This window comes from Paenibacillus humicola, assembly GCF_028826105.1.
GTDB classification, from domain to species: Bacteria; Bacillota; Bacilli; order Paenibacillales; family Paenibacillaceae; genus Paenibacillus_Z; species Paenibacillus_Z humicola.
Map to the genome: position 1 here is coordinate 1,863,366 of NZ_JAQGPL010000001.1, position 19,396 is coordinate 1,882,761.

Here is a 19,396-nt window from a genome sequence, read left to right on the forward strand (position 1 = left end):
CCATTCCTGAAGGAGGAATTCGAAATGGAATACCGGTTCATGGGAAAAACGGGCTTAAAGGTGAGCGAGCTTTGTCTCGGATCGATGACGTTCGGCAGCTCGGCCGACAAGCAGGAAAGCGAGCGCATCATGGACCGCTACACGGAGGCGGGCGGCAATTTCATCGATACGGCGAACGTATACTCGCGCGGCGTATCGGAGGAAATCGTCGGCGGCTGGCTGAAGCGCAAACGCCGGGACGACTTCGTTGTCGCCACCAAGGTGCGCTTCAGCATGGGCGATGGAGCGAACGATATCGGCCTCAGCCGCAAGCATATTTTGTCGTCGGTCGAGGACAGCCTGAAGCGGCTTCAAACGGACTATATCGATTTGTACCAGGTTCACGCCTGGGACCCGATGACACCGCTCGAGGAGACGCTCAGCACGTTGAACGATCTGGTGCGCAAAGGCGTGATCCGCTACGCGGGCGTCAGCAACTACCGCGCCTGGCAGCTCCAGAAGGCGATTTATACGGCCCGGGCGAACGGCTGGGATCCGTACGTCTGCCTGCAGCCGCAGTACAGCCTGCTCTGCCGGGCGACCGAATACGAGCTGCTGCCGCTGTGCGCCCATGAGGGCATCGGGGTCATCCCATGGAGCCCGCTGCGCGGCGGATGGCTGAGCGGCAAATTCCGCCGGGGCATGAAGCCGCCGGAAAATACGCGGGTCGGCGACAGCGAGGAAAGCTGGAAGCGGCACGACAATGAATTCAGCTGGAACGTCATCGAAACGCTGATCGAGGTCGCCCGTGAAGCGGAGCTGACTCCTGCCCAAGCGGCGCTCAGCTGGATGCTTGCCAATCCGGTCATTACCTCGCCGATTATCGGCGCCCGGAACGTGGAGCAGCTGGAAGACAATCTCGGCGCGAGCGGCACGGCATTAACCGCCGAGCAGATCAAGCGGCTGAACGACGTAAGCGAAGTGCCGGTCAGCTATCCATACGATCTCGGCGCGGAGAACCAGCAGCGTCGGGGCCGCGTGCCGGAAGCGACAAAATAAAGCGGCGGGCAAAAAGTAGCAGTCTTCGGCAGCAGCCGGCGGAATAACGATTTCGCCGCTGCTGTTTTTTCGCTGGGCCGCATCGCTTTAATCCCGAATGTGCCGCTGCAGCCGCTGCCGTCGATCCCGAATGTACTGCTGCTGCTGCAGTCGATCGTCCGATGTTTCGCTCGGCCGCCGACGCGTCTGGCAGCCTGTCAATCTTATGGGAATGCTTACAGCGCTGCGGCAAATCGGCTATAATAGGGTTGTCCCGGCCGTAAACGTACGGCAGGGAGCTGACGTTGATATCTTCGCCGGAGAGACCGGCCGTAACGAAAGAAGCACTTGATTCCGTCATGCGTTAAGGGAGAGGAGCAAGCGATCATGGATCATACGAATATTCCTGCAACTATGAAAGCGGCGGTCATGACGAAGCCGCTCGAAATCGTCATTCAAGAAGTACCCGTACCGAAGCCGGGGCCTGACGAAGTATTGGTGAAGGTGATGGCGGTCGGCGTCTGCGGGTCGGACATTCATTATTACGAGCATGGCCGGATCGGGAGGTTCGTCGTCGAGAAGCCGATTATTCTCGGGCATGAATGCGCGGGCGTGGTAGCGGCCGTCGGCAGCAGCGCCAAGCGCTTTCAGGTCGGCGACCGCGTCGCGGTGGAGCCGGGCATCGTCTGCGGACGGTGCGACGCCTGCAAGCAGGGGCGCTATAACCTGTGCCCGGACGTGCAGTTTCTGGCGACGCCGCCGGTCGACGGAGCGTTCGTGCAGTATATTCTCATGCGCGAAGACAACCTGTTTCCGATTCCGGACAGCTTGAGCTTCGAAGAAGCGGCGCTCAACGAACCGTTCTCGGTCGGCATTCATGCCGCCAAGCGGACGGGGCTGAAGCCGGGCTCGTCGATCGCAATCATGGGCATGGGCCCGGTCGGGCTGATGGCGGTGGTTGCAGCCAAAGCGTTCGGGGCGCGCGAAATCTACGTGAGCGACCTGGAGCCGATTCGCCTCGAGGCGGCGCTCCGGCTGGGCGCCACGGAAGCGATCAACGTGCGCGAGCGCAATGCGGTCGACGAAATCAAGCGGCTGACCGGCGGCGCCGGCGTCGACGTCGCATGGGAAACGGCGGGCAGCCCGCAGGCGCTGCAGGCGGCGCTCGGTTCGCTGAAACGCGGCGGAAAGATGGCTATCGTGGGCTTGCCCGCGCAGCAGGAGATCCCGCTCAACATTCCGTACATCGCCGACAACGAAGTCGATATTTACGGCGTATTCCGCTATGCCAACACGTACCCGAGCGGCATCGCCTTCCTGTCGTCGGGCATTGCCGACGCGAAGTCGCTCATTACGGACCGGTATCCGCTGAGCCGGACGCATGAGGCGATGGAGCGGGCGCGGACGAACAAAAGCGGCAGCCTGAAGGTTGTCGTGTATCCCAACGAATAAGCGGCTATCGCCGCAGATTAAACCATCCGGGCCCGGGATGGTTTTTTTTTCGGCATTAAGGCACGGCGTTGGTCGGTCAAAAATCAGGCTCGGATGCACGTCCGTAACGGTGACCGTCCGTACCGTTCCTCCGCCGACGCTATGAACAAATGGCCGGAAACCGCGACGGCGGTGGGCGCTCGACTGGATGAAGCGGGCAGCCTGCAGATCGTTTGTCCGTACGGATTGGACGATTTGTTCGGGCTGACCGTCCGGCGCAGTCCGCTTTTCGCCGACGCGGAAGCGTTCAGGCGCCGCATCGAAACGAAAAAGTGGCTGGACAAATGGCCGCTGCTGAAAGTGATTTGGGATGAACCCTCAGCGAACGTAAAGCAATAACCGTTTTTCAGCTATTCATGCGCGCTCGCCAAAAACTGCATAGTTCAGCTCCTCGAATGGAAGAATAAGCTGCAGCTTAATAAAAATGGAGGAGCTGTCCGAATGAAAAGAGCGATAAGCGCGCTGCTGGTAATGCTGCTCATCCTACCGGGCTGCGCAGGCACAGTACGAAAGCAGGCCGTTCCCGATGCGAAAGAGCAAACCAACCCGCAGTCAAGGGCCTATCAAATCAATACGCCAAATCAAAAAGGCAATGAAATGAGCCCTTTGCAAACCGAGTCCAAGAAACGTTCCGTAACCTCCGTCGGGTTTCTGGAGCCGATCGAATCGGGCCCGGCTGTCAAAGAAGTGAAGAACGTAGGCGATCATTTATCCTATGTCGCCTTTTTCAGCTATCGGGTGAAGCCAAGCGGCGATTTGATCGGACTGAACGACGCCAAAGCGATTCAAGCGACGAAACGGTCCGGCTCCGTCCCGATGATGGTCGTCACCAATTTTATGGAAGGCAATTTCTCGCCGGCTATCGCCCACCGCGTTTTTACGGATAAAGCGGTCTCCCGGCGTCTGATTCAAAGCGTGTTGACAACCATGAAGGCGAAAGGCTTTGGAGCGTTGAACATCGATTTTGAGCATATCCGGGCCGCGGACCGCGAGCTGTATAACGGGTTTTTGGAGACGATTATCCCACTCGTCAGGAATGCCGGGTACCCGGTATCGACCGCCCTCGCTCCAAAAACGAGCGGCGAGCAGGCCGGTCCGTGGCACGGCGCCCACGATTATAAAAGACATGGAGAGCTCGCCGATTTCGTCGTGCTCATGACCTATGAGTGGGGATGGTCCGGCGGTCCTCCGATGGCGGTAGCTCCCATTCCTCAAGTTCGCCAGGTTCTCGATTATGCCGTCTCCGTCATTCCGCGCCATAAGATCGTCATGGGAGCGCCCTTGTACGGTTATGATTGGACGCTGCCGTACCGGAAAGGCGGTCCATGGGCCAAAAGAATCGCACCGGAGGAAGCCGCGGATTTAGCGGTCAAGGAAGGCGCCAGCGTGCAATACGATAACGCCGCACAAGCCCCGCATTTTAATTACACGGACCCTAAAGGCAAGCAGCATGAGGTCTGGTTTGAAAACGAACAGAGCATGCAGGCCAAATTTAATCTGATCAAGCAATATAAGCTTCGGGGCGTAGCGTATTGGGTCCTTGGAGAACCTTTTCCGCAAAATTGGAGTCTGCTCCGCGACAATTTTTACATCCGAAAAGCTTCGGCGGTCAAGTGAAAGTGTGAGCCATTAACCGAGCCGCCTCAACGGCCTTACCGGAACCGGACTAGCGATTTATCGCATCCGGTTCCTTCTTTTTTTTTCCTCGTTGCAGGACGGATGACAGGCGCTTGCGTATCCTTCGCCGCGAACCGATCTCCCACCTGGAACCCCCGTCGGCCTCGCTTCACTTTCATCCCGATCCGCGCAGGAATGCTCCAACCGGGCAGTTTTCTTGCGGCTTTCACCGATACGATGAATCCGTGTATTTCCTATGCGGTTTCCCTCCAGGCTTATTGCCAATGGGAGAACTTGCCGATAAAATGGGACCTAAACGGGTCGCAAGCAAGTTGCGGAGGATGGGAGACACGCGGATGAGTGTGGTTATGCGGCCGGGACGCGAGCGTCTTCAGGTCAAGGCGGTGCTGTTCGATCTCGACAACACGCTGCTTGACCGGACGGCGACCTTCCGGCTTTTTACGGAAAAGCTGCTGGACCGTTATGGCGATGGCGCGTCTGCAAACGAGCGCGAGGCGATGATCGAAGAGATCCGGATCGCCGACGAGGACGGTTATAAAAACAAACGCGAGCTGTTTACGGAGCTGCTGAACTCGCCATCGATAAAGTGGAGCGGCAGGCCCGGCTCGGCCGAAGAACTGATGGCATTTTACCGGGAGCATTACGTCTGCAGCGCGCGTCTGATGGAGACGGCGGCGGAGCTGCTGGCCCGCTGCCGCCCGAAGTACAAGCTCGGCCTCATAACGAACGGCCGGACCGCCATTCAATACGGCAAAATCGATCGGCTCTCGCTTCGCGGGAGCTTCGATTTTATCGCCGTTTCGGAGGAGGCCGGGGTGAAAAAGCCGGACCTCCGCATTTTTCGGCTGGCGCTTGACGGGCTTGGCGTCGCTCCCGAAGAAGCGGTCTACATCGGCGACCATCCGGTGAACGACATGGGCGGAGCGGACGCCGCCGGCATGCGGACGATTTGGCTGCGGCGTAACCAGCCGTGGCCGGAGTCGCTTAAGGTTGTTCCATACGCGGCGGTCGATACGCTGCGCGAGCTGTTCGATCTGCTTTGAATCGGCTTGTTAGGGGAGGATTGCCTATGTATAAAGTCGTTTTGTTCGATTTGGACAACACGCTGCTCGATTACGACCGGAGCGAGCGGGACGCCATGCGCCGGGCGACCTTGCAGCACGAGTTGTACGCGGAGGAAGAGGAATGGCTGGCGTTCCGGAACGTCTTCGCGCCGATCAATTTCACGTATTGGATGGAGCGGGTCGAGCGCAAGCTGCTCATCGGCGATGTGCTGGAGTTATCGTTCGGCGACACGTTCGACAGGCTTGGCGGCGACCGCAGGCTCGCAAGAGCGGTAGCGGACACGTACTGGCAGCTTTTCAGCCGAACGTGCCACCTGCTGGACGGCGCGCCGGAGCTGCTTGCGGGCCTTCAGGGCAGCTACCGGCTGGGGGCCGTTTCCAATGGGATCGGCGAGGCGCAGCGGAGCAGGCTGGAGACGGGCGGGCTCGACCGGTACTTCGAGCAATTGTTCATTTCCGACGAGGTCGGCTTCTATAAGCCGCAGCCCGAAATTTTTGGCCATGCCCTGCGGATGCTGGGCGTGGAGCGGCATGAGGCGCTTTTTGTAGGGGATTCCTTGCAGGACGATTACGCGGGCGCCGCCGGTGCGGGCATCGATTTCTGCCTGTACAATCCGCTCGGCAAGCCGCTTGAGCCGCATATTCGGCCGGCCTATACGATCGGCGCGCTTGCGGAGCTGCACCGAATCTTGGGAGGAGGGGCCGCTCATGACCGGATTGCCGGGGTGGCGATCGACGGCTGACCAGCTGCTCCTGCAGCTTGCGGCGTTCCGACCCAGGCTTGCCGGAACGTTCCCGATCGATCTTGCCGTGGAGGGCAGCGATTTGGACATTTTATGCGAGGCGTACGATTTTAGCGCATTTCGGGCGGCGGTTTCGGAGCGGTTTTCGCAATTATCCGGCTTCGAACTAAGCGAGCGCGTTGTCCGAGGACTTCGCAGATGCACGGCACGTTTCGTATGCAGCGGCTGGCCGGTGGAGCTTTTTGCGCAGCCGCTTCCCGTGAAACGGCAGAACGGCTGGCGGCATATGGAGGCGGAGCGCCGCATCCTGGAACGGCTTGGCGAGCCTTTCCGGGAAGAGGTGCTGTCGCTCAGGAAGGCCGGGCTGAAAAACGGAGCCGGCATTCGCGGCGGTGCTCGGGCTCCCGGGCGACCCTTACGAAGAGGTGCTCGGCTTATACGCGCTGCCGGACGACCGGCTGTTTGCGCTGCTCGACCGCCAATGGAAAGGAGAAGGCGGGTGAAAACCCTCTATTTGTCCGATCTGGACGGCACGCTGCTGAACGAGGAGCAGCGGATCGGCGCGGAGACGGCCGAAATTTTGAATGCGCTGATCGATCGCGGGCATCTGTTTACGGTGGCGACGGCCCGTTCCTTCGAATCCGCCTTTAAGCTGCTGAAAGACATTCGATTACAGCTGCCGATCGCGTTTTTTAACGGCGTTTTTATTTTCGACCCGGCCGCCGGGCGAAACATCCGGACTTGTTTTCTCGACTCCGCATCGGCGCAGGACATCATCGAACATTACGAACGGAGCGGCCTTCATCCGCTCCTGTATACGATGGACGAAAGCATGGAGCCGCACATTTATTACAAAGGCGTATTTAATTCGGGAGAAGAGACGTATATATCGAGCCGTCTTCGCGGAGGGGACCGGCGATTCCGCCTTGTTGATTCATTCGACGCGGGCCTTCGCGAGTCGGTCGTTTCCGTCAATGCGATCGACCTGCCGGTAAAGCTGACTCCTTCTTTCGAGGCGTTTCGCCATAGCCCCCGCGTGATGGCCCATTTCGGTCCGGATATTTATGCGCCGGGCTTCCATTGGCTCGAATTTGCCGAGCGAAGGGCCAACAAACGCGATGCGGCGCTTTTTCTCAAGCGCTGCGTACAAGCGGAAAAGCTGGTCTGCTTCGGCGACAATTTGAACGATCTCGGCATGTTCGAGGCCGCCGACGAGAAATATGCGGTTGCGAATGCGCACGAAGCGTTAATCCGGGAGGCGACGGCCACGATCTTGTCGAACCGCGAGCAGGGAGTCGCCCGTTTTCTGGCGCTTCTGCTGTAGCGCAACGAGTTCCGATACCGGGATGGGGCAAAGAGGACGGAAGGGCTGGGAATTATTAGTACCGGTATGTGCGGAGAGGCGGCAGTTTCTGCTACAATGGGAGTAGACATCTGTGAAGGTTGGGGTTGAACGTCATGAAATTCAGGCCTTGTATCGATCTGCATAACGGTAAAGTAAAGCAAATCGTCGGTGAAACGCTGGATGCCGGCGGCTTGGGCGTCGTCGAAAATTTCGTTTCGGAGCTGGATTCCAGCTACTATGCGGAGCTTTTCCAGCGTGACGGTCTGGCGGGCGGACATGTCATCATGCTCGGCGGGGGCAACGAGGAAGCGGCGCTGCGGGCGCTGAAGGCATACCCCGGCGGCCTGCAGGTCGGAGGCGGCATTACGGCCGAGAACGCGGCGCGTTATTTGGAAGCGGGAGCTTCGCATGTCATCGTCACCTCGTATATTTTCCGCGACGGGGAGCTGAATGCGGACAACCTGCACCGGATCGCCGCCGAAGTCGGCAAGGACCGGCTCGTCATCGACCTCAGCTGCAAGCAAAAGGACGGAAAATGGTTCGTCGTGACGAACCAATGGAAGGTGTTCAGCAGCTTTGAGGTGAACGCGGACAACCTGCGGGAGCTCGCCGGAAGCTGCAGCGAATACCTGGTGCATGCCGTCGATGTCGAAGGCAAGCGAACCGGTATTCTCGAAGGGCTGGTGCGTCAGCTTGCCGATTGGACGCCGATTCCGACGACCTATGCCGGCGGCGCGCGGTCCCTTGCGGACGTGGAGCTGTTTCGCGAGCTGACGGGCGGCAGGCTGGACATCACGATCGGCAGCGCGCTGGACCTCTTCGGCGGCGCACAGTCCTACGAAGAAGTCATCGATTATTTCCGCCGGATCGGGTGAAGGAGGAGGTTACGTCCATGGTTCCGATCAAGCTTCCGAAGGAACAAAAGGAACGCATTGTCCGGGCGCTGATCGCTTTTTACGCGGAGGAACGGTCCGAGGAGCTCGGGAGCGTGAGCGCCGAACAACTCGTCGATTTCATGCTGCGGGAAATCGCCCCTTACGCGTACAACAAAGCGATTGCGGATGCGCGGCAGGCCGTCCTGCAAAGCGCCGCCTCGCTCGAGGACGAATTGTACGCGCTGGAGCGCAAAGTTTAACGAATGAGAAGGAGCGTGACCGAACAAATGGACAGCAAGGTGCGTTTTTCAAACCGGGCGCAGCTTTATGTGAAATACCGTCCGAGCTATCCCGCCGCCCTGGTTGATGCATTGTATCAAAGAGCCGGGCTTGAGCCGGCCGCATGCACGATCGCCGACGTGGGCGCCGGCACAGGCATTTTCACCCGGCTGCTGCTGGAGCGCGGAAGCCGGGTTTATGCCGTCGAGCCGAACCCGGAAATGCGGGGAGAAGCCGAGGCGGCTCTCGGCGAATTCGAACGGTTTACGCCCGTCGAAGGCTCGGCGGAGCGGACGACGCTGAGTGCCGGTTCCGTCGATTGCGTTGTATCGGCCCAGGCGTTTCATTGGTTCGAGCCGGTTCAGACCCGGCAGGAATTTTCGCGGATATTGAAGCCGGAAGGCACGGCAGCGCTGGTCTGGAACAAACGCATCGTCGAAGGCGACCCGTTCTCCAAGGCATACGACGAGCTGATCCTGGAATTTGCGGCGGATTACAACGAGGTCAAGCATACCCGTCTCGGGGAAGAGCAGTTCAGGTCGTTTTTCCGTGGAGGCGAATACCGGCTCGGGACGTTCGCGAACGAGCAGCGCTTCGATTTTGACGGTCTGCTCGGGCGGTCCGCCTCGTCCTCTTATGTTCCGCTTCCCGGCAGCGCGGAATACGAACCGTTCGTCGCCAAGCTGAAGAAGCTGTTCGAGCGCTTCGAAACGGACGGACATGTCTATTTCCGCTATGAATCCGAGCTTTATACGGGAAAGGTGTAAGTGAGGCTGAGGACGCTGCTGTTCGACCTCGACGGAACGCTGACCGATCCGAAGGAAGGCATTACGAATTCGATCGTTTACGCGCTTCGCCGGTTCGAGATTCACGTGGACGATCCGGACCGGCTGAAACCGTTTATCGGCCCGCCGCTTGCCGGCTCCTTCCGGGAGCGTTTCGGCTTTTCGGAAGCTGAGGCTGCGCGAGCCGTCTCGTATTATCGGGAATATTTTTCGGAAAAGGGCTTGTTCGAGAACGAGCTTTACGCCGGTGTCCCGGAGCTGCTTGAGGAGCTGAAGCATACCGGCTTCCGGCTGCTGATCGCTACCTCGAAACCGGCCGTTTATGCAGGACGGATTGCGGATCATTTCGGCATCGGCGCGTATTTCGAGCATATCGGCGGCAGCGAGCTGGATGGCACGCGGTCGGATAAAACCGAGCTGATCGCCCATTTGCTGGGCGAGTTCGGCATCGAGGCCGGCAGCGCCGCCATGATCGGCGACCGGAAGCACGATATCGTCGGAGCGCGCAATAACGGCGTCGCCGGCATCGGTGTTGGCTACGGCTATGGCAGCGAGCGGGAGCTGCGGGAAGCCGGGGCTTCCGCGTATGCGCCGGACATCGCGGCGTTAAAGAAAATGTTACTGGCTGGATGACCCGGCGTGCGTAATGTAAATGTGCAATCACAAGCAAGCCCGCGGGCGAGTTCCCGCGGGCTTGCTTGATTTCGTTTGCGAAACGGGATACAAATGGCTGTCCAATTATGAAAATCGACTTCGCAGAGGAGTATGCGCGAAATCAATACTGCCATTTTCGTAAAAAGAGTTCTGGCAACAGAACTCTTTTTTTATTTACAATAGAGCTGAGAATCTTGTCGAACGGAGTAGTGAGCGAATGCAACCCTATCAAACGGCGGCTGAGCATTGGGCGGACGAAATGCGCCTGCTCGACCGGAAAATCGAATTTAAGCTGCGGTGCCGCATGGAGCTCGAGGACGACAATCCTTTGGATCCGATGCGCGGCCTGCTCATTACGGACGAGGAGGTGCGCAGGCTGCTTGAGGCGGAAAGCGGCCCTTCACAGTCTCTGCCGCCCGCTATTGCCGCGATGGAGCGCGAGATCGGGGAGCTGGAATTGTTGATCGGGAAGCGGCTCGAACGAAGCGCGGAGGCCGGCCATCCGCCCCCGCTTGTGCGCCTGGCGCAGCGTCTGATGCTGAGCCCGTTCGAGCGGCGCTGCGTCGTGCTGGCGCTGGCGCCCGAGCTTGACCGTAAATACGAGAAGCTGTTCGGTTTTATGCAGGACGACGTGACCTGTAAGCAGCCGACGGTCGATTTGGCGCTGAGGCTGCTTTGCGCTGGCGGCGAAGAGAGGCTCGCGGCAAGGGCCGCCTTCCGTGCCGACCGTCCGCTCGTCCGTTGGCTGCTCGAGCCGCAGGAGAACGAGCCCGCGTTTTCGACGATTTCGCGGCTGCTCAAGCTGGATGCCCGTACCGTTTCGTTTCTGCTGGAAACGGAGCCGTTCGACGGCAGGCTGTCCGGGCTGGCCGAACGGTTCGATCCCGCAGACCCGAATGCGGACGGCGAACTGCCGCCGCTTCTCGTCGGAGAGCCGCTGCAGCGCGAAATGCGCAGATTCGCCGAACTTCACTGCCGCAGCCGGCGGTCGGACGGCGCCGATACGGAGGGCGACTGTCCCATCATCCACCTGTGGGGGCCTGAAGGGTCGGGAAAAAGATTGCACGCCAAGCATCTTGCCCGGCATCTCGGCATGCCGCTGCTCCTGCTGCGGCTCCCCGCGCTGGAGGGCGACGGCAGGCGGCTTGAGCTGCATGTGCGCCGGCTGCTCCGTGAAGCGCGGCTGACCGGCGCGATCGTCGCTTTTGCGGGCGGCGAACGGCTGACGCAGACGGAGAGCGACCTCGCGCCTCACCGGAACCGGCTGCGGGAATGGCTTCACGGCTGGAGCGAACCGATCGTATGGCTGTCGGAGGAGCGGTGCCATTATTCGGAGCTCCCGTTCCCGGAGGAGGCGGTTTTCATGCAGGCCGAAATCCCGCTGCCGTCGGCGGAAGAACAGCGGCTGTTTTGGCAGGCGCGGGGCGGCGGGAAAAGCGCGGAAATCGGAGGGCTGCCGGACAAGTTCCGCTTGACGCCGGGGCAAATCGAGCGGGCGGCGCAGCATGCGCGGCTTCATGCGCGGCGGGAAGACGCGGAGGTGCCGACGGCCCGCCATTTTGAAGCGGGAGCGCTGGCCCAGATTCGACATGACCTGGAGAAAAAGGCGCGGAAATTAAAGCCCCGTTACACCTGGGACGATCTTGTGCTGCCTCCGGAGCCGCTCGGCCTGCTCCGCCAGGCCTGCGACATGATGCGCTTCCGCCGGCGCGTATACGGCGATTGGGGGTTCGACCGGAAACTGTCCTACGGCAAAGGGCTCAGCATGCTGTTCGCGGGGCCTCCCGGCACCGGCAAGACGATGGCGGCCGAAGTGGCGGCCAACGTGCTGCAGCTTGAAGCGTACAAAATCGACCTGTCGCAGGTGATCAGCAAATATATCGGGGAAACCGAAAAAAACCTGCACGACATCTTTCAGGAGGCGCAGCGAACGAACGCGATCCTATTTTTCGACGAATCGGACGCGCTCTTCGGCAAACGCTCCGAGGTCAAGGACGCGCACGATAAATACGCCAACGTGGAGACCGCCTATTTGCTGCAGAAGATGGAAGAATACGAGGGCGTTTCGATTCTGGCAACCAACTTCCAGCAAAATATCGACGACGCTTTTTTGCGCCGCATCAATATCGTCGTCAAATTTCCGTTTCCGGACGCCGAGCACCGGGAGAAGCTGTGGCGGTCGATGATCCCTTCCGCGACGCCCTTGTCGGATGATGTCGATTTTGCGGCGCTCGCGTCGAAAATCGAAGTTGCCGGGGGCAATATCAAGAACATCGTCCTCACGGCCGCATTCATGGCGGCTTCCGCCGGCACCCGCGTCGGCATGCGCGAGCTCGTCGCCGCCGCACGGCAGGAGCTGCGGAAATCCGGGAAAATATTAGTGGGCGGCGAATGGGACGGCTTCTTCTAAAAAATTGCCAGATTGAAGCAATTTTTCGTGGTCATCCGCCAAAATAGGAGCTATAATAGGGATATCGTTTGATGAAAAATGGATTTTTCTGTAGTAGAAACGGACTTCCAGCCCGGGACAATCGGAGGGAATCGCAATCGGAACTTATTCCGCAGTTGCGGATGCGGGAGCTTCGCTGCTCAAGCTTCTGCGCGACAATATGACGCCGGAACCGGTGGCGCAGCCGGAGCTGATCGGGATGGCTTCGCCTGCCGATAAAGGCGACTTTGTTCTGACGCTCTACTTATACCGCGTATCCGAGAACGGCGAGTCCCGAAGAAACGAGCCGCTTCCCCGGGGGAACGGCATGCTGCAGCACCCGCCGATGGCGGTGGATTTACATTACATACTAACGGCTTATTCGAATGCCGATCTGCAATCGCGCACGCTCGACGAGCACCGGATTATCGGCCGGGCGCTTCAGATAATGTACGACCATGCGATCGTGCGCACCCCTTATTTACAAGGCTCATTAGCGGACAGCGGAGAAGAACTCCGCGTCGCTCTGGAGCCGCTCTCCGCGGATGCACTGTCCGGCATGTGGAACTTCGGCGAAACGCCGTATAGGCTGACGGTCCCGATTCGCGTCGGGCCTGTCCTGATCGATTCCACGCGCATCAAGTCCGCGACGCGAGTCGTGGAGCGGCATATCCGGCTGGAAGACAAAAACCGGACTTGAGGAGGAGATTTCGTTGCGGACATTTGTTTCCCGGTGTTCGCTTGCCCTTGTCGTACGCGACGCGTTCACGGGTCTTGCGCCTTCTCCCTCCTCGGTAACTGTCCGGGTCGCAGGGACGTCCCGGAAGCCGGTCGTCAAGCGGGAAGGAATCTGGGTATTTTCGGATTTGGCTCCCGGAGCGGCGGTCGTCAGGATCGAATCGCCGATCTATGCCGCGAAGACGCTGAGGATCGATCCTTCAACGCTGAATCCCCTCAATCCGATCAAAGCGGTATCGCTTATGCCGGGCCGCGCTTACCCGCTGCCGTCCGGCGCTACCGCGCTTGACCTTACGTTTTCAGATGCGGAAGGCAGGAGGGCATCCGGCGCCGCCGTAAGCGCCGTCATGACGGACGACAGGGCGGCCCGCGCGCGGATAGCCGCAGACGCCCCGGCGGGCGCGGCCGTTTTGGAGGCGCTTTCCGTTGCCGGCCGACCGGCTCCGGGCGACTGCTACCTGATCCGCACCCGAGAGGGCGAGATCTTGGACCGGTGCCGTCTGGCCGGCATGGGACCGGAAGACCGGCGCATCCGGCTGGACGAGCCGCTTGCTGCCGCAATTTCGAAAGGCAGTCTGCTGCTGCCGGTAATGGAAGCGGATGCGGACGCGAACGGTTTTGTCCGGCTGGTGTTCAGGCCTGCTGTACAGACGCCGGAATTTACGATTTCGCTCGAAGCGGAATCCGGCGGCCGTCTCCGGTTGAAGGAAACGCTGCGATTGCTCGAAGGGCGCATCAACGTCGCCGGTCCTCTCGTACTTCATTAACCGCTCGGCAAATTTTTCAAACATCCGGTAGGTTTATTGGTCGCCGGCGCCGCCGATTAGGCGTACGCAGGTGCATCAGTTTATCTTAAATTAAACTCGCAACGGGAGGGGGAACTGGTTTTGCGTCCGCAAGCGGCCGCCACTGCGGTGGGCCAGTGACGCATGAGCGTCCGCCGGATCGGAAAACCGGGGAATATGGCAGAATATTTATCGCCAGGAGTGTACGTCGAGGAATTTGACAGCGGCGCGCAGCCGCTGGAGGGTGCAAGCACAAGTACGGCAGGGTTTATCGGGCTTGCGCAGCGCGGCGCCGTGGAAGGGCTGCCTCAGCTCATCACGAGCATCGCCGATTTCCAGCGCACGTTCGGCACGTATTTATCCGAGAATGCCTTCGGATCGTACCGCTTCCTTGCCTATGCGGTCGATCAGTTTTTCGTGAACGGCGGCTCCCGCTGCTTCGTGATGCGCGTTGCGCCGTCCGACGCCAAGCCGGCCGCCAACATAACCTCCGAAGCCTCGGTGCTGGCCGTTCAGGCGAAAAATCCGGGTACGTGGGGGAACCAGATCCGGGCCGCGATCGTTCCTTCCAGCAAGGCGAAAACGCAGATTTACGAAGTGCTCGGCACGCCCGGCGAATCGAAGCGGTACCGCGTCAAGAACAGCGCGGGCTTCAATCCCGGCGACGTCGTCGCGTTCGACGACGGACAGGACAAGCAATACGGCCGCGTCGTATCGTCGCAGGACAACCTGATCGAGCTGGAGGCCGCGCTTGAAGGCGACGTCGTCGACAATCAGCTGCTCCCTTCGAAGGTGCTGACGACATGCGAATTTACGATGCATATTTTTTACGGGGACGAAGCCGAAACGTTCGAAAAGCTGTCGCTCAACGTGGCGGCGCCGAATCACGTCGATAAAATACTCGCCCGCTCCAACATCGTCGCCGTGACGGATTTGACGCAAGGGTCGGCAGGCGAGCCGGCCGCACCGTTTACCGTCATTTCCGGCCAGCCGGAAACAGCCGGCAAGCATGATGTCGTATTCGGCGGCGGAAGCGACGGTTCGCTTGCGAATCTGTCGGCCTCCGATTTTATCGGCGAAGACCGAGGACCGGGCAAACGGACGGGGATCCAGGCGTTTATCGACAACGACGTCGTCAGCATCATGTCCGTTCCGGGCGTAACCGACCCGAACGTGCAGCTGTCGCTCGTGGCGCATTGCGAGAATCTCGGCAGCCGTTTTGCAGTCCTCGACATCCCGCGCGAGAAAACGAAAGTGGCCGACGTCATGACGCATCGCAACATTTTCGATTCCAGCTATTGCGCGATGTACAATCCTTGGGTGCAGGTATTCGATCCGCTCGATAAACGGAACATATTTATCCCGCCGTCCGGCACCGTGGCCGGCATTTATTCCCGTTCCGACCAGACCCGCGGCGTGCAGAAGGCGCCGGCGAACGAGGTGCTTCGCGGCGTTTCCGGGCTGGATGTGCAGTATAACAAGGGCGAGCAGGACATTCTGAATCCGGTCGGCGTCAACCTGATCCGCAACTTCGCGGGGCAGGGCACCCGGGTATGGGGCGCAAGGACCTGTTCGTCGAACGGACTCTGGAAATACGTCAACGTGCGGCGCCTGTTCATTTTTCTCGAGGAATCGATCAAGAACGGCACGAACTGGGTCGTCTTCGAGCCGAACAACGAACAGCTGTGGGCCCGCGTGCAGCGCACGATCGACGCGTTCCTGACGCGCGTATGGCGGGACGGAGCCCTGATGGGCAACAGCCCGTCGGAAGCGTTCTACATCAATATCGGCCGCGAAACGATGACGCAGGACGACATCGACAACGGCCGCCTGATCTGCGTGATCGGCGTCGCTCCGGTGAAGCCTGCCGAATTCGTCATCTTCCGCATTACGCAGAAGACGGGTTCCGAATAATCGCGCCGGGCTTTCCGGTAGACGATGCCGACGTTCATCCATTTTAACGGAAGGGGATTTCCATGCCAGGCGAACGCAATGATCCATACCGCAATTTTAGATTCCGCATCGAAGTCGAAGGCATTCAGCAGGCGGGCTTCAGCGAGGTGTCGGGCTTCGACGCGTCGCTCGACGTGATCGAATACCGTGAAGGCAACGAAGTGATTACGCCCCGCAAGCTCCCGGGACTCGCCAAATACGGCAACATTTCGCTGAAATGGGGCGCAACCGATTCGATGGACATGTACGACTGGATGCAGGACTGCATTCAGGGCACCATCGAGCGGAAAACGGTCACCATCGTCGCGATCGACGAGGAAGGCTCCGACGTGGCGACATGGCAGGTCATCGAAGCCTGGCCGGTCAAATATACGGCGCCCAGCTTCAACGGTACGGGAGCCGAGGTCGCCATCGAGCTGCTCGAGCTGGCGCACGAAGGAATGACCCGCACGGCTTAAAAGCTTCAACGCAGAAAAGCGGTATGCGAGAACAAGGGATGGCGGCGAGGCGGCATCAAGCCTTCCGGGCATCTCTTGTTTTCGGCGTTTTCCATTCCGCTCTTGGAATAATAGAATACATTCAATTGGATTGGCGGTGGAACAGGCATGGCGTTTCAAACCGAGTACGAATTCGAGCTGCCCCGCGGCTATGTGGACGACAGCGGGACGCTGCACAAGCGCGGCGTCATACGGCTGGCGACGGCGGCGGACGAAATTTTACCGATGCGCGATCCGCGCGTACAGCAAAATCCGGGTTATTTGACGCTCATTTTGCTCGCTCGCGTCATCACGCGTTTAGGCGATTTGAAGCATATCGATACGAAGGTGATCGAGAAGCTGTTTACGGCGGATTTGGCCTACCTGCAAAACGTGTACCGGCAGATCAATGACTTGGAAGCGCCGAAGGTGCAGGCCTTGTGTCCGAAATGCGAGCACGATTTCGAGGTGGACGTCGATTTTTTATCCGTAACGGAAAGCCTTTAACGGGCTATCCGATCGACAGATTGTACGAGGAAGCGGGCTTTATCGCCTATTATTTTCATTGGGCGCACGACGACATCATGAATATGGAGCACCGGGAGCGGCGCAGGTGGTGCGAGGAAATTTCGCGCATCAACCGGAAGCTGAACGATGAACCGGACAAGCAGAACGTATTCGACGTTTTTAACAAGAGGTGAAGGCTAGCATGAGTGCGCTGACGCAGCAGGACCCGATCGGAGGCGTGTTCCGCTTTTGGGTGGAGCTAGACGGCATGCTCGCGGGCGGTTTTACCGAGGTGAGCGGGCTGCAGACGGAGCTGGAATTTGAAGAATACCGCGAGGGCGGCGTCAACGGTTACGTTCACCGGCTGCCGAAGGCGTCGAAGTTTTCGCCGATCGTGCTGAAACGGGGTATGACGAGCTCGAGCGAGCTATGGGACTGGTATGCGCAGGCGATGGCGGGAACGATCGTCCGCAAAAGCGGCGCGATCATCCTGCAGCATTTCTCCGGCGACGAGCTGTGCAGGTGGAATTTCTTCGAGGCATACCCGGTAAAATGGAGTGGACCGGAGCTCAACGCTGCCTCCAGCGGCGTTGCGATCGAAACCGTCGAGCTGGTGCATAACGGCTTGAAGACGATTTTTAAAACGTAGCAGCTTCGCTCGGAGAGATGGACTTGGAAGATGCATGTCCGAGTAATTGAACAAACATTAATCATTAGTCGAACATGAAATCAACATAGGAACAGAAACGAACATGAAATCAACAATACGAACAGAAATACATGCGGCGGTCGCGCTTCATGGAAACGGCAAGGACTGCCGATAAACGGAAGGGGGGCGGCGAATGAACCGGAAGGGCAGCGGAACCCCGGGTGAGCAATCCGGCGAGGAGCCGGGACGGCTCGGCTCGGCGCGCCACGCCTTGTTCGCAATGGCAATCCGCGATAAATACCGGTTCGTCCGCCGCGACGGCCGGGAACGGCTTGCGCTGACACTGCGCGAGTCGCCTTACCGCGCCATGCCCCCTGCCGGCTCTATCGTATCCGTCATGCGGCAGGTACGGCTGCAGCTGCAGCTTCAACTGCTGGTTCCATTGCATCTGCAGCGAGAGCATCGGGAGCGGGAATGGCTGAGGCTTGTCGAACGTCTCGTCAGGCTGGCAGGAGAGCCTTCAGGGGAGTTTGTGGACCGGCCCGATCTGCACAGGGCGGCGTCAAGCCGTGCGAACGGTCGCGATGGCTGGCAGCGGGAAGCGGACTCTGGACGGAACGATCGGGTAACGCCTGCGCAATTAAGTTTTTCGGCACGGGGGAACGAATCCGGTTGGGCGGAAAGGCCCGGGACGCAAAATACCGGAGACGTCATGCCTTCCGGGAATGCCCGTGAGAAGCCGGATCCGGACAACGGTTCGTCGAGGGATGGCCGTGATGTTCGGAGCAGCCCGGGACAAAACGGGAATGGTTCCTTTGAACGCGGCAATGATCGTACAAAAGACAGACGAGCTGCCGGTACCGACCCTACAGGAGAGGACGATGCGCCGGATCGCGGAGCGGGCCGTTCTGCAAGCGCAGGAGGTTCAGGCGGCGCAGTTCAGCGCCGTATCGATCAGACCGCGGAGACGCGGCCCGGCCTTACGGCAAACATCGGTAGGCGAGTTTCTAACCTAGAGGCGCCGGAATTGGAAGCGGAAGATGCGGACCGGCTTGCTTCGACCGGCCGACGGTTTAATGAGGCTGAACCGGGCGGCCGTACATCCCGCGTTTTGAGGGAAGCGGCGGGAGCGTCCGCTGCAGGAGCCGGTTTGGCTTGGAAAAATCGTGTGGGGCGGGGCTCGTATTCGCAAGCAATATACAGCCGGCTTCGCCGATTTTTAGGAGAGACCGGCGAGCGGGCCGCAGCCTCGCCATCGCGGCTGGTATGGAGGCCGCCGGCGATGCCGGAGCGGAACCCGGCGAACGCTTTTATATGGCGCTTTACGACAACAAACGGGAACCGCTACGATGTTGTCTGGCAGGCTGACGCATTGCGCGCCGCTGCTTCCGCCCGTTTTTTGCGCGGAGCTGCTTCGTCTGGCAAGGGCTCGGACGCCCTTCGCGGATCAGCCTCTCGCAGACCTGAAGGCGTGCGGCGAAAGGCGGAATATGGCGATGCGGGGAGAAGCTCAGCTGATCCTAGTACAGTTTCCTCTGCATTACCGGCAGCCGGCCGGATGCGGCCGATTCAACCGAATGCAGCTCTAAGCCGCGTTTCTGCAGGGCAGCAGCCAAGAACGGAAGAGAGTCTCTCGTCATCCGATCAAACCGGAGTCAAGCTGGTGCTGAAGAGAGAGTTGGGCGACGGGGCTCCGCCCTGGAGCTCCCCGGCTTTGCGGCAGCGGTTGGCAGGAGTGCGCAGAGCGATAAGCCCGTCGCCTGACCGTTCGGCGCTCGGAAGTCAGGCGCAAAGAGGTACCGCGCAGGCTGCCGGCGGACAGGTCAATCCGGCGCGGATGTCAGGCGGTTTTCTCCCTAGCGGCTCAATGCCTGCATCTAAGAGCATAATGCGGGATCAGGCATCGAGAGACGCCGGGACGACGAGTTCGCGCGGAACGTTGCCGGAGCCGGGTCTGCGAAGGACTTCC

General features: G+C 59.8%; 20 protein-coding genes. All 20 read left to right on the forward strand.

Going from position 1 to position 19,396, the window contains the following annotated elements; translation table 11 throughout:
* Positions 1-24: 24 nt before the first annotated feature.
* The 20 genes from PD282_RS08700 to PD282_RS08795 all read left to right on the forward strand — a co-directional run bounded on the left by PD282_RS08700 (position 25) and on the right by PD282_RS08795 (position 18,443).
* Positions 25-1,038, forward strand: a complete 1,014-nt coding sequence (locus PD282_RS08700) for an aldo/keto reductase (RefSeq protein ID WP_274650153.1) — start codon at positions 25-27, stop codon at positions 1,036-1,038.
* Between the two features lie 366 nt (positions 1,039-1,404).
* Positions 1,405-2,469 carry an NAD(P)-dependent alcohol dehydrogenase gene (locus PD282_RS08705; RefSeq protein WP_274650155.1) on the forward strand — a complete coding sequence of 355 codons (1,065 nt, stop codon included), beginning with the start codon at positions 1,405-1,407 and terminating at the stop codon, positions 2,467-2,469.
* 54 nt (positions 2,470-2,523) lie between these two features.
* Positions 2,524-2,847: a nucleotidyltransferase family protein gene (locus PD282_RS08710; RefSeq protein WP_274655110.1), complete on the forward strand. Its 324-nt coding sequence runs from the start codon at positions 2,524-2,526 to the stop codon at positions 2,845-2,847.
* Positions 2,848-2,949: 102 nt separating this feature from the next.
* Positions 2,950-4,125, forward strand: a complete 1,176-nt coding sequence (locus PD282_RS08715; protein ID WP_274650157.1) for a glycosyl hydrolase family 18 protein — start codon at positions 2,950-2,952, stop codon at positions 4,123-4,125.
* A 356-nt stretch (positions 4,126-4,481) separates the two neighbouring features.
* A complete protein-coding gene (locus PD282_RS08720) occupies positions 4,482-5,189 on the forward strand; it encodes an HAD family hydrolase (RefSeq protein WP_274650159.1) in 708 nt (235 codons plus the stop codon).
* A gap of 26 nt (positions 5,190-5,215) precedes the next feature.
* The gene (locus PD282_RS08725; RefSeq protein WP_274650161.1) at positions 5,216-5,953 is read left to right on the forward strand and encodes a YjjG family noncanonical pyrimidine nucleotidase; all 738 of its coding nucleotides are present in this window, start codon (positions 5,216-5,218) and stop codon (positions 5,951-5,953) included.
* Positions 5,919-7,277, forward strand: coding sequence for a DUF4269 domain-containing protein (locus tag PD282_RS08730; RefSeq protein WP_274650163.1), 1,359 nt, complete (start codon positions 5,919-5,921; stop codon positions 7,275-7,277). Before PD282_RS08725 ends, PD282_RS08730 begins: the two co-directional genes overlap by 35 nt.
* A gap of 134 nt (positions 7,278-7,411) precedes the next feature.
* Entirely contained in the window at positions 7,412-8,173 is a 762-nt protein-coding gene (gene hisA / locus PD282_RS08735; RefSeq protein WP_274650165.1) for a phosphoribosylformimino-5-aminoimidazole carboxamide ribotide isomerase, read from the forward strand.
* 17 nt (positions 8,174-8,190) lie between these two features.
* Entirely contained in the window at positions 8,191-8,433 is a 243-nt protein-coding gene (locus tag PD282_RS08740) for a DUF2164 domain-containing protein (RefSeq protein WP_274650167.1), read from the forward strand.
* Positions 8,434-8,460: 27 nt separating this feature from the next.
* Positions 8,461-9,219, forward strand: coding sequence for a class I SAM-dependent methyltransferase (locus PD282_RS08745; RefSeq protein WP_274650169.1), 759 nt, complete (start codon positions 8,461-8,463; stop codon positions 9,217-9,219).
* Positions 9,220-9,870, forward strand: coding sequence for an HAD family hydrolase (locus PD282_RS08750; protein WP_274650171.1), 651 nt, complete (start codon positions 9,220-9,222; stop codon positions 9,868-9,870).
* A gap of 238 nt (positions 9,871-10,108) precedes the next feature.
* A complete protein-coding gene (locus PD282_RS08755; protein WP_274650173.1) occupies positions 10,109-12,301 on the forward strand; it encodes an ATP-binding protein in 2,193 nt (730 codons plus the stop codon).
* A gap of 175 nt (positions 12,302-12,476) precedes the next feature.
* On the forward strand, positions 12,477-13,019 hold the full coding sequence (locus tag PD282_RS08760; protein ID WP_274655112.1) for a Pvc16 family protein: 543 nt from the start codon (positions 12,477-12,479) through the stop codon (positions 13,017-13,019).
* Between the two features lie 13 nt (positions 13,020-13,032).
* Positions 13,033-13,824 carry a hypothetical protein gene (locus tag PD282_RS08765; protein WP_274650175.1) on the forward strand — a complete coding sequence of 264 codons (792 nt, stop codon included), beginning with the start codon at positions 13,033-13,035 and terminating at the stop codon, positions 13,822-13,824.
* A gap of 195 nt (positions 13,825-14,019) precedes the next feature.
* Positions 14,020-15,756 carry a phage tail sheath family protein gene (locus PD282_RS08770; RefSeq protein ID WP_274650176.1) on the forward strand — a complete coding sequence of 579 codons (1,737 nt, stop codon included), beginning with the start codon at positions 14,020-14,022 and terminating at the stop codon, positions 15,754-15,756.
* 62 nt (positions 15,757-15,818) lie between these two features.
* A complete protein-coding gene (locus tag PD282_RS08775; RefSeq protein WP_274650177.1) occupies positions 15,819-16,253 on the forward strand; it encodes a phage tail protein in 435 nt (144 codons plus the stop codon).
* A 147-nt stretch (positions 16,254-16,400) separates the two neighbouring features.
* Positions 16,401-16,778 carry a phage tail assembly protein gene (locus PD282_RS08780; RefSeq protein ID WP_274650179.1) on the forward strand — a complete coding sequence of 126 codons (378 nt, stop codon included), beginning with the start codon at positions 16,401-16,403 and terminating at the stop codon, positions 16,776-16,778.
* A 20-nt stretch (positions 16,779-16,798) separates the two neighbouring features.
* On the forward strand, positions 16,799-16,972 hold the full coding sequence (locus PD282_RS08785; RefSeq protein WP_274650181.1) for a DUF6760 family protein: 174 nt from the start codon (positions 16,799-16,801) through the stop codon (positions 16,970-16,972).
* A gap of 8 nt (positions 16,973-16,980) precedes the next feature.
* A complete protein-coding gene (locus tag PD282_RS08790) occupies positions 16,981-17,427 on the forward strand; it encodes a phage tail protein (protein WP_274650183.1) in 447 nt (148 codons plus the stop codon).
* 776 nt (positions 17,428-18,203) lie between these two features.
* Positions 18,204-18,443, forward strand: coding sequence for a hypothetical protein (locus PD282_RS08795; RefSeq protein WP_274650185.1), 240 nt, complete (start codon positions 18,204-18,206; stop codon positions 18,441-18,443).
* The last annotated feature ends 953 nt before the right edge of the window (positions 18,444-19,396 follow it).

Excerpts from the sequence above, each read along its gene's own strand:
- hisA (WP_274650165.1), top strand. The coding sequence starts at position 7,412 with ATGAAATTCAGGCCTTGTATCGATCTGCATAACGGTAAAGTAAAGCAA.
- PD282_RS08790 (WP_274650183.1), top strand. The coding sequence starts at position 16,981 with ATGAGTGCGCTGACGCAGCAGGACCCGATCGGAGGCGTGTTCCGCTTT.
- PD282_RS08755 (WP_274650173.1), top strand. The coding sequence starts at position 10,109 with ATGCAACCCTATCAAACGGCGGCTGAGCATTGGGCGGACGAAATGCGC.
- PD282_RS08705 (WP_274650155.1), top strand. The coding sequence starts at position 1,405 with ATGGATCATACGAATATTCCTGCAACTATGAAAGCGGCGGTCATGACG.
- PD282_RS08715 (WP_274650157.1), top strand. The coding sequence starts at position 2,950 with ATGAAAAGAGCGATAAGCGCGCTGCTGGTAATGCTGCTCATCCTACCG.
- PD282_RS08730 (WP_274650163.1), top strand. The coding sequence starts at position 5,919 with ATGACCGGATTGCCGGGGTGGCGATCGACGGCTGACCAGCTGCTCCTG.
- PD282_RS08775 (WP_274650177.1), top strand. The coding sequence starts at position 15,819 with ATGCCAGGCGAACGCAATGATCCATACCGCAATTTTAGATTCCGCATC.
- PD282_RS08740 (WP_274650167.1), top strand. The coding sequence starts at position 8,191 with ATGGTTCCGATCAAGCTTCCGAAGGAACAAAAGGAACGCATTGTCCGG.
- PD282_RS08720 (WP_274650159.1), top strand. The coding sequence starts at position 4,482 with ATGAGTGTGGTTATGCGGCCGGGACGCGAGCGTCTTCAGGTCAAGGCG.
- PD282_RS08795 (WP_274650185.1), top strand. The coding sequence starts at position 18,204 with ATGTTCGGAGCAGCCCGGGACAAAACGGGAATGGTTCCTTTGAACGCG.
- PD282_RS08700 (WP_274650153.1), top strand. The coding sequence starts at position 25 with ATGGAATACCGGTTCATGGGAAAAACGGGCTTAAAGGTGAGCGAGCTT.
- PD282_RS08780 (WP_274650179.1), top strand. The coding sequence starts at position 16,401 with ATGGCGTTTCAAACCGAGTACGAATTCGAGCTGCCCCGCGGCTATGTG.
- PD282_RS08770 (WP_274650176.1), top strand. The coding sequence starts at position 14,020 with ATGGCAGAATATTTATCGCCAGGAGTGTACGTCGAGGAATTTGACAGC.
- PD282_RS08745 (WP_274650169.1), top strand. The coding sequence starts at position 8,461 with ATGGACAGCAAGGTGCGTTTTTCAAACCGGGCGCAGCTTTATGTGAAA.
- PD282_RS08725 (WP_274650161.1), top strand. The coding sequence starts at position 5,216 with ATGTATAAAGTCGTTTTGTTCGATTTGGACAACACGCTGCTCGATTAC.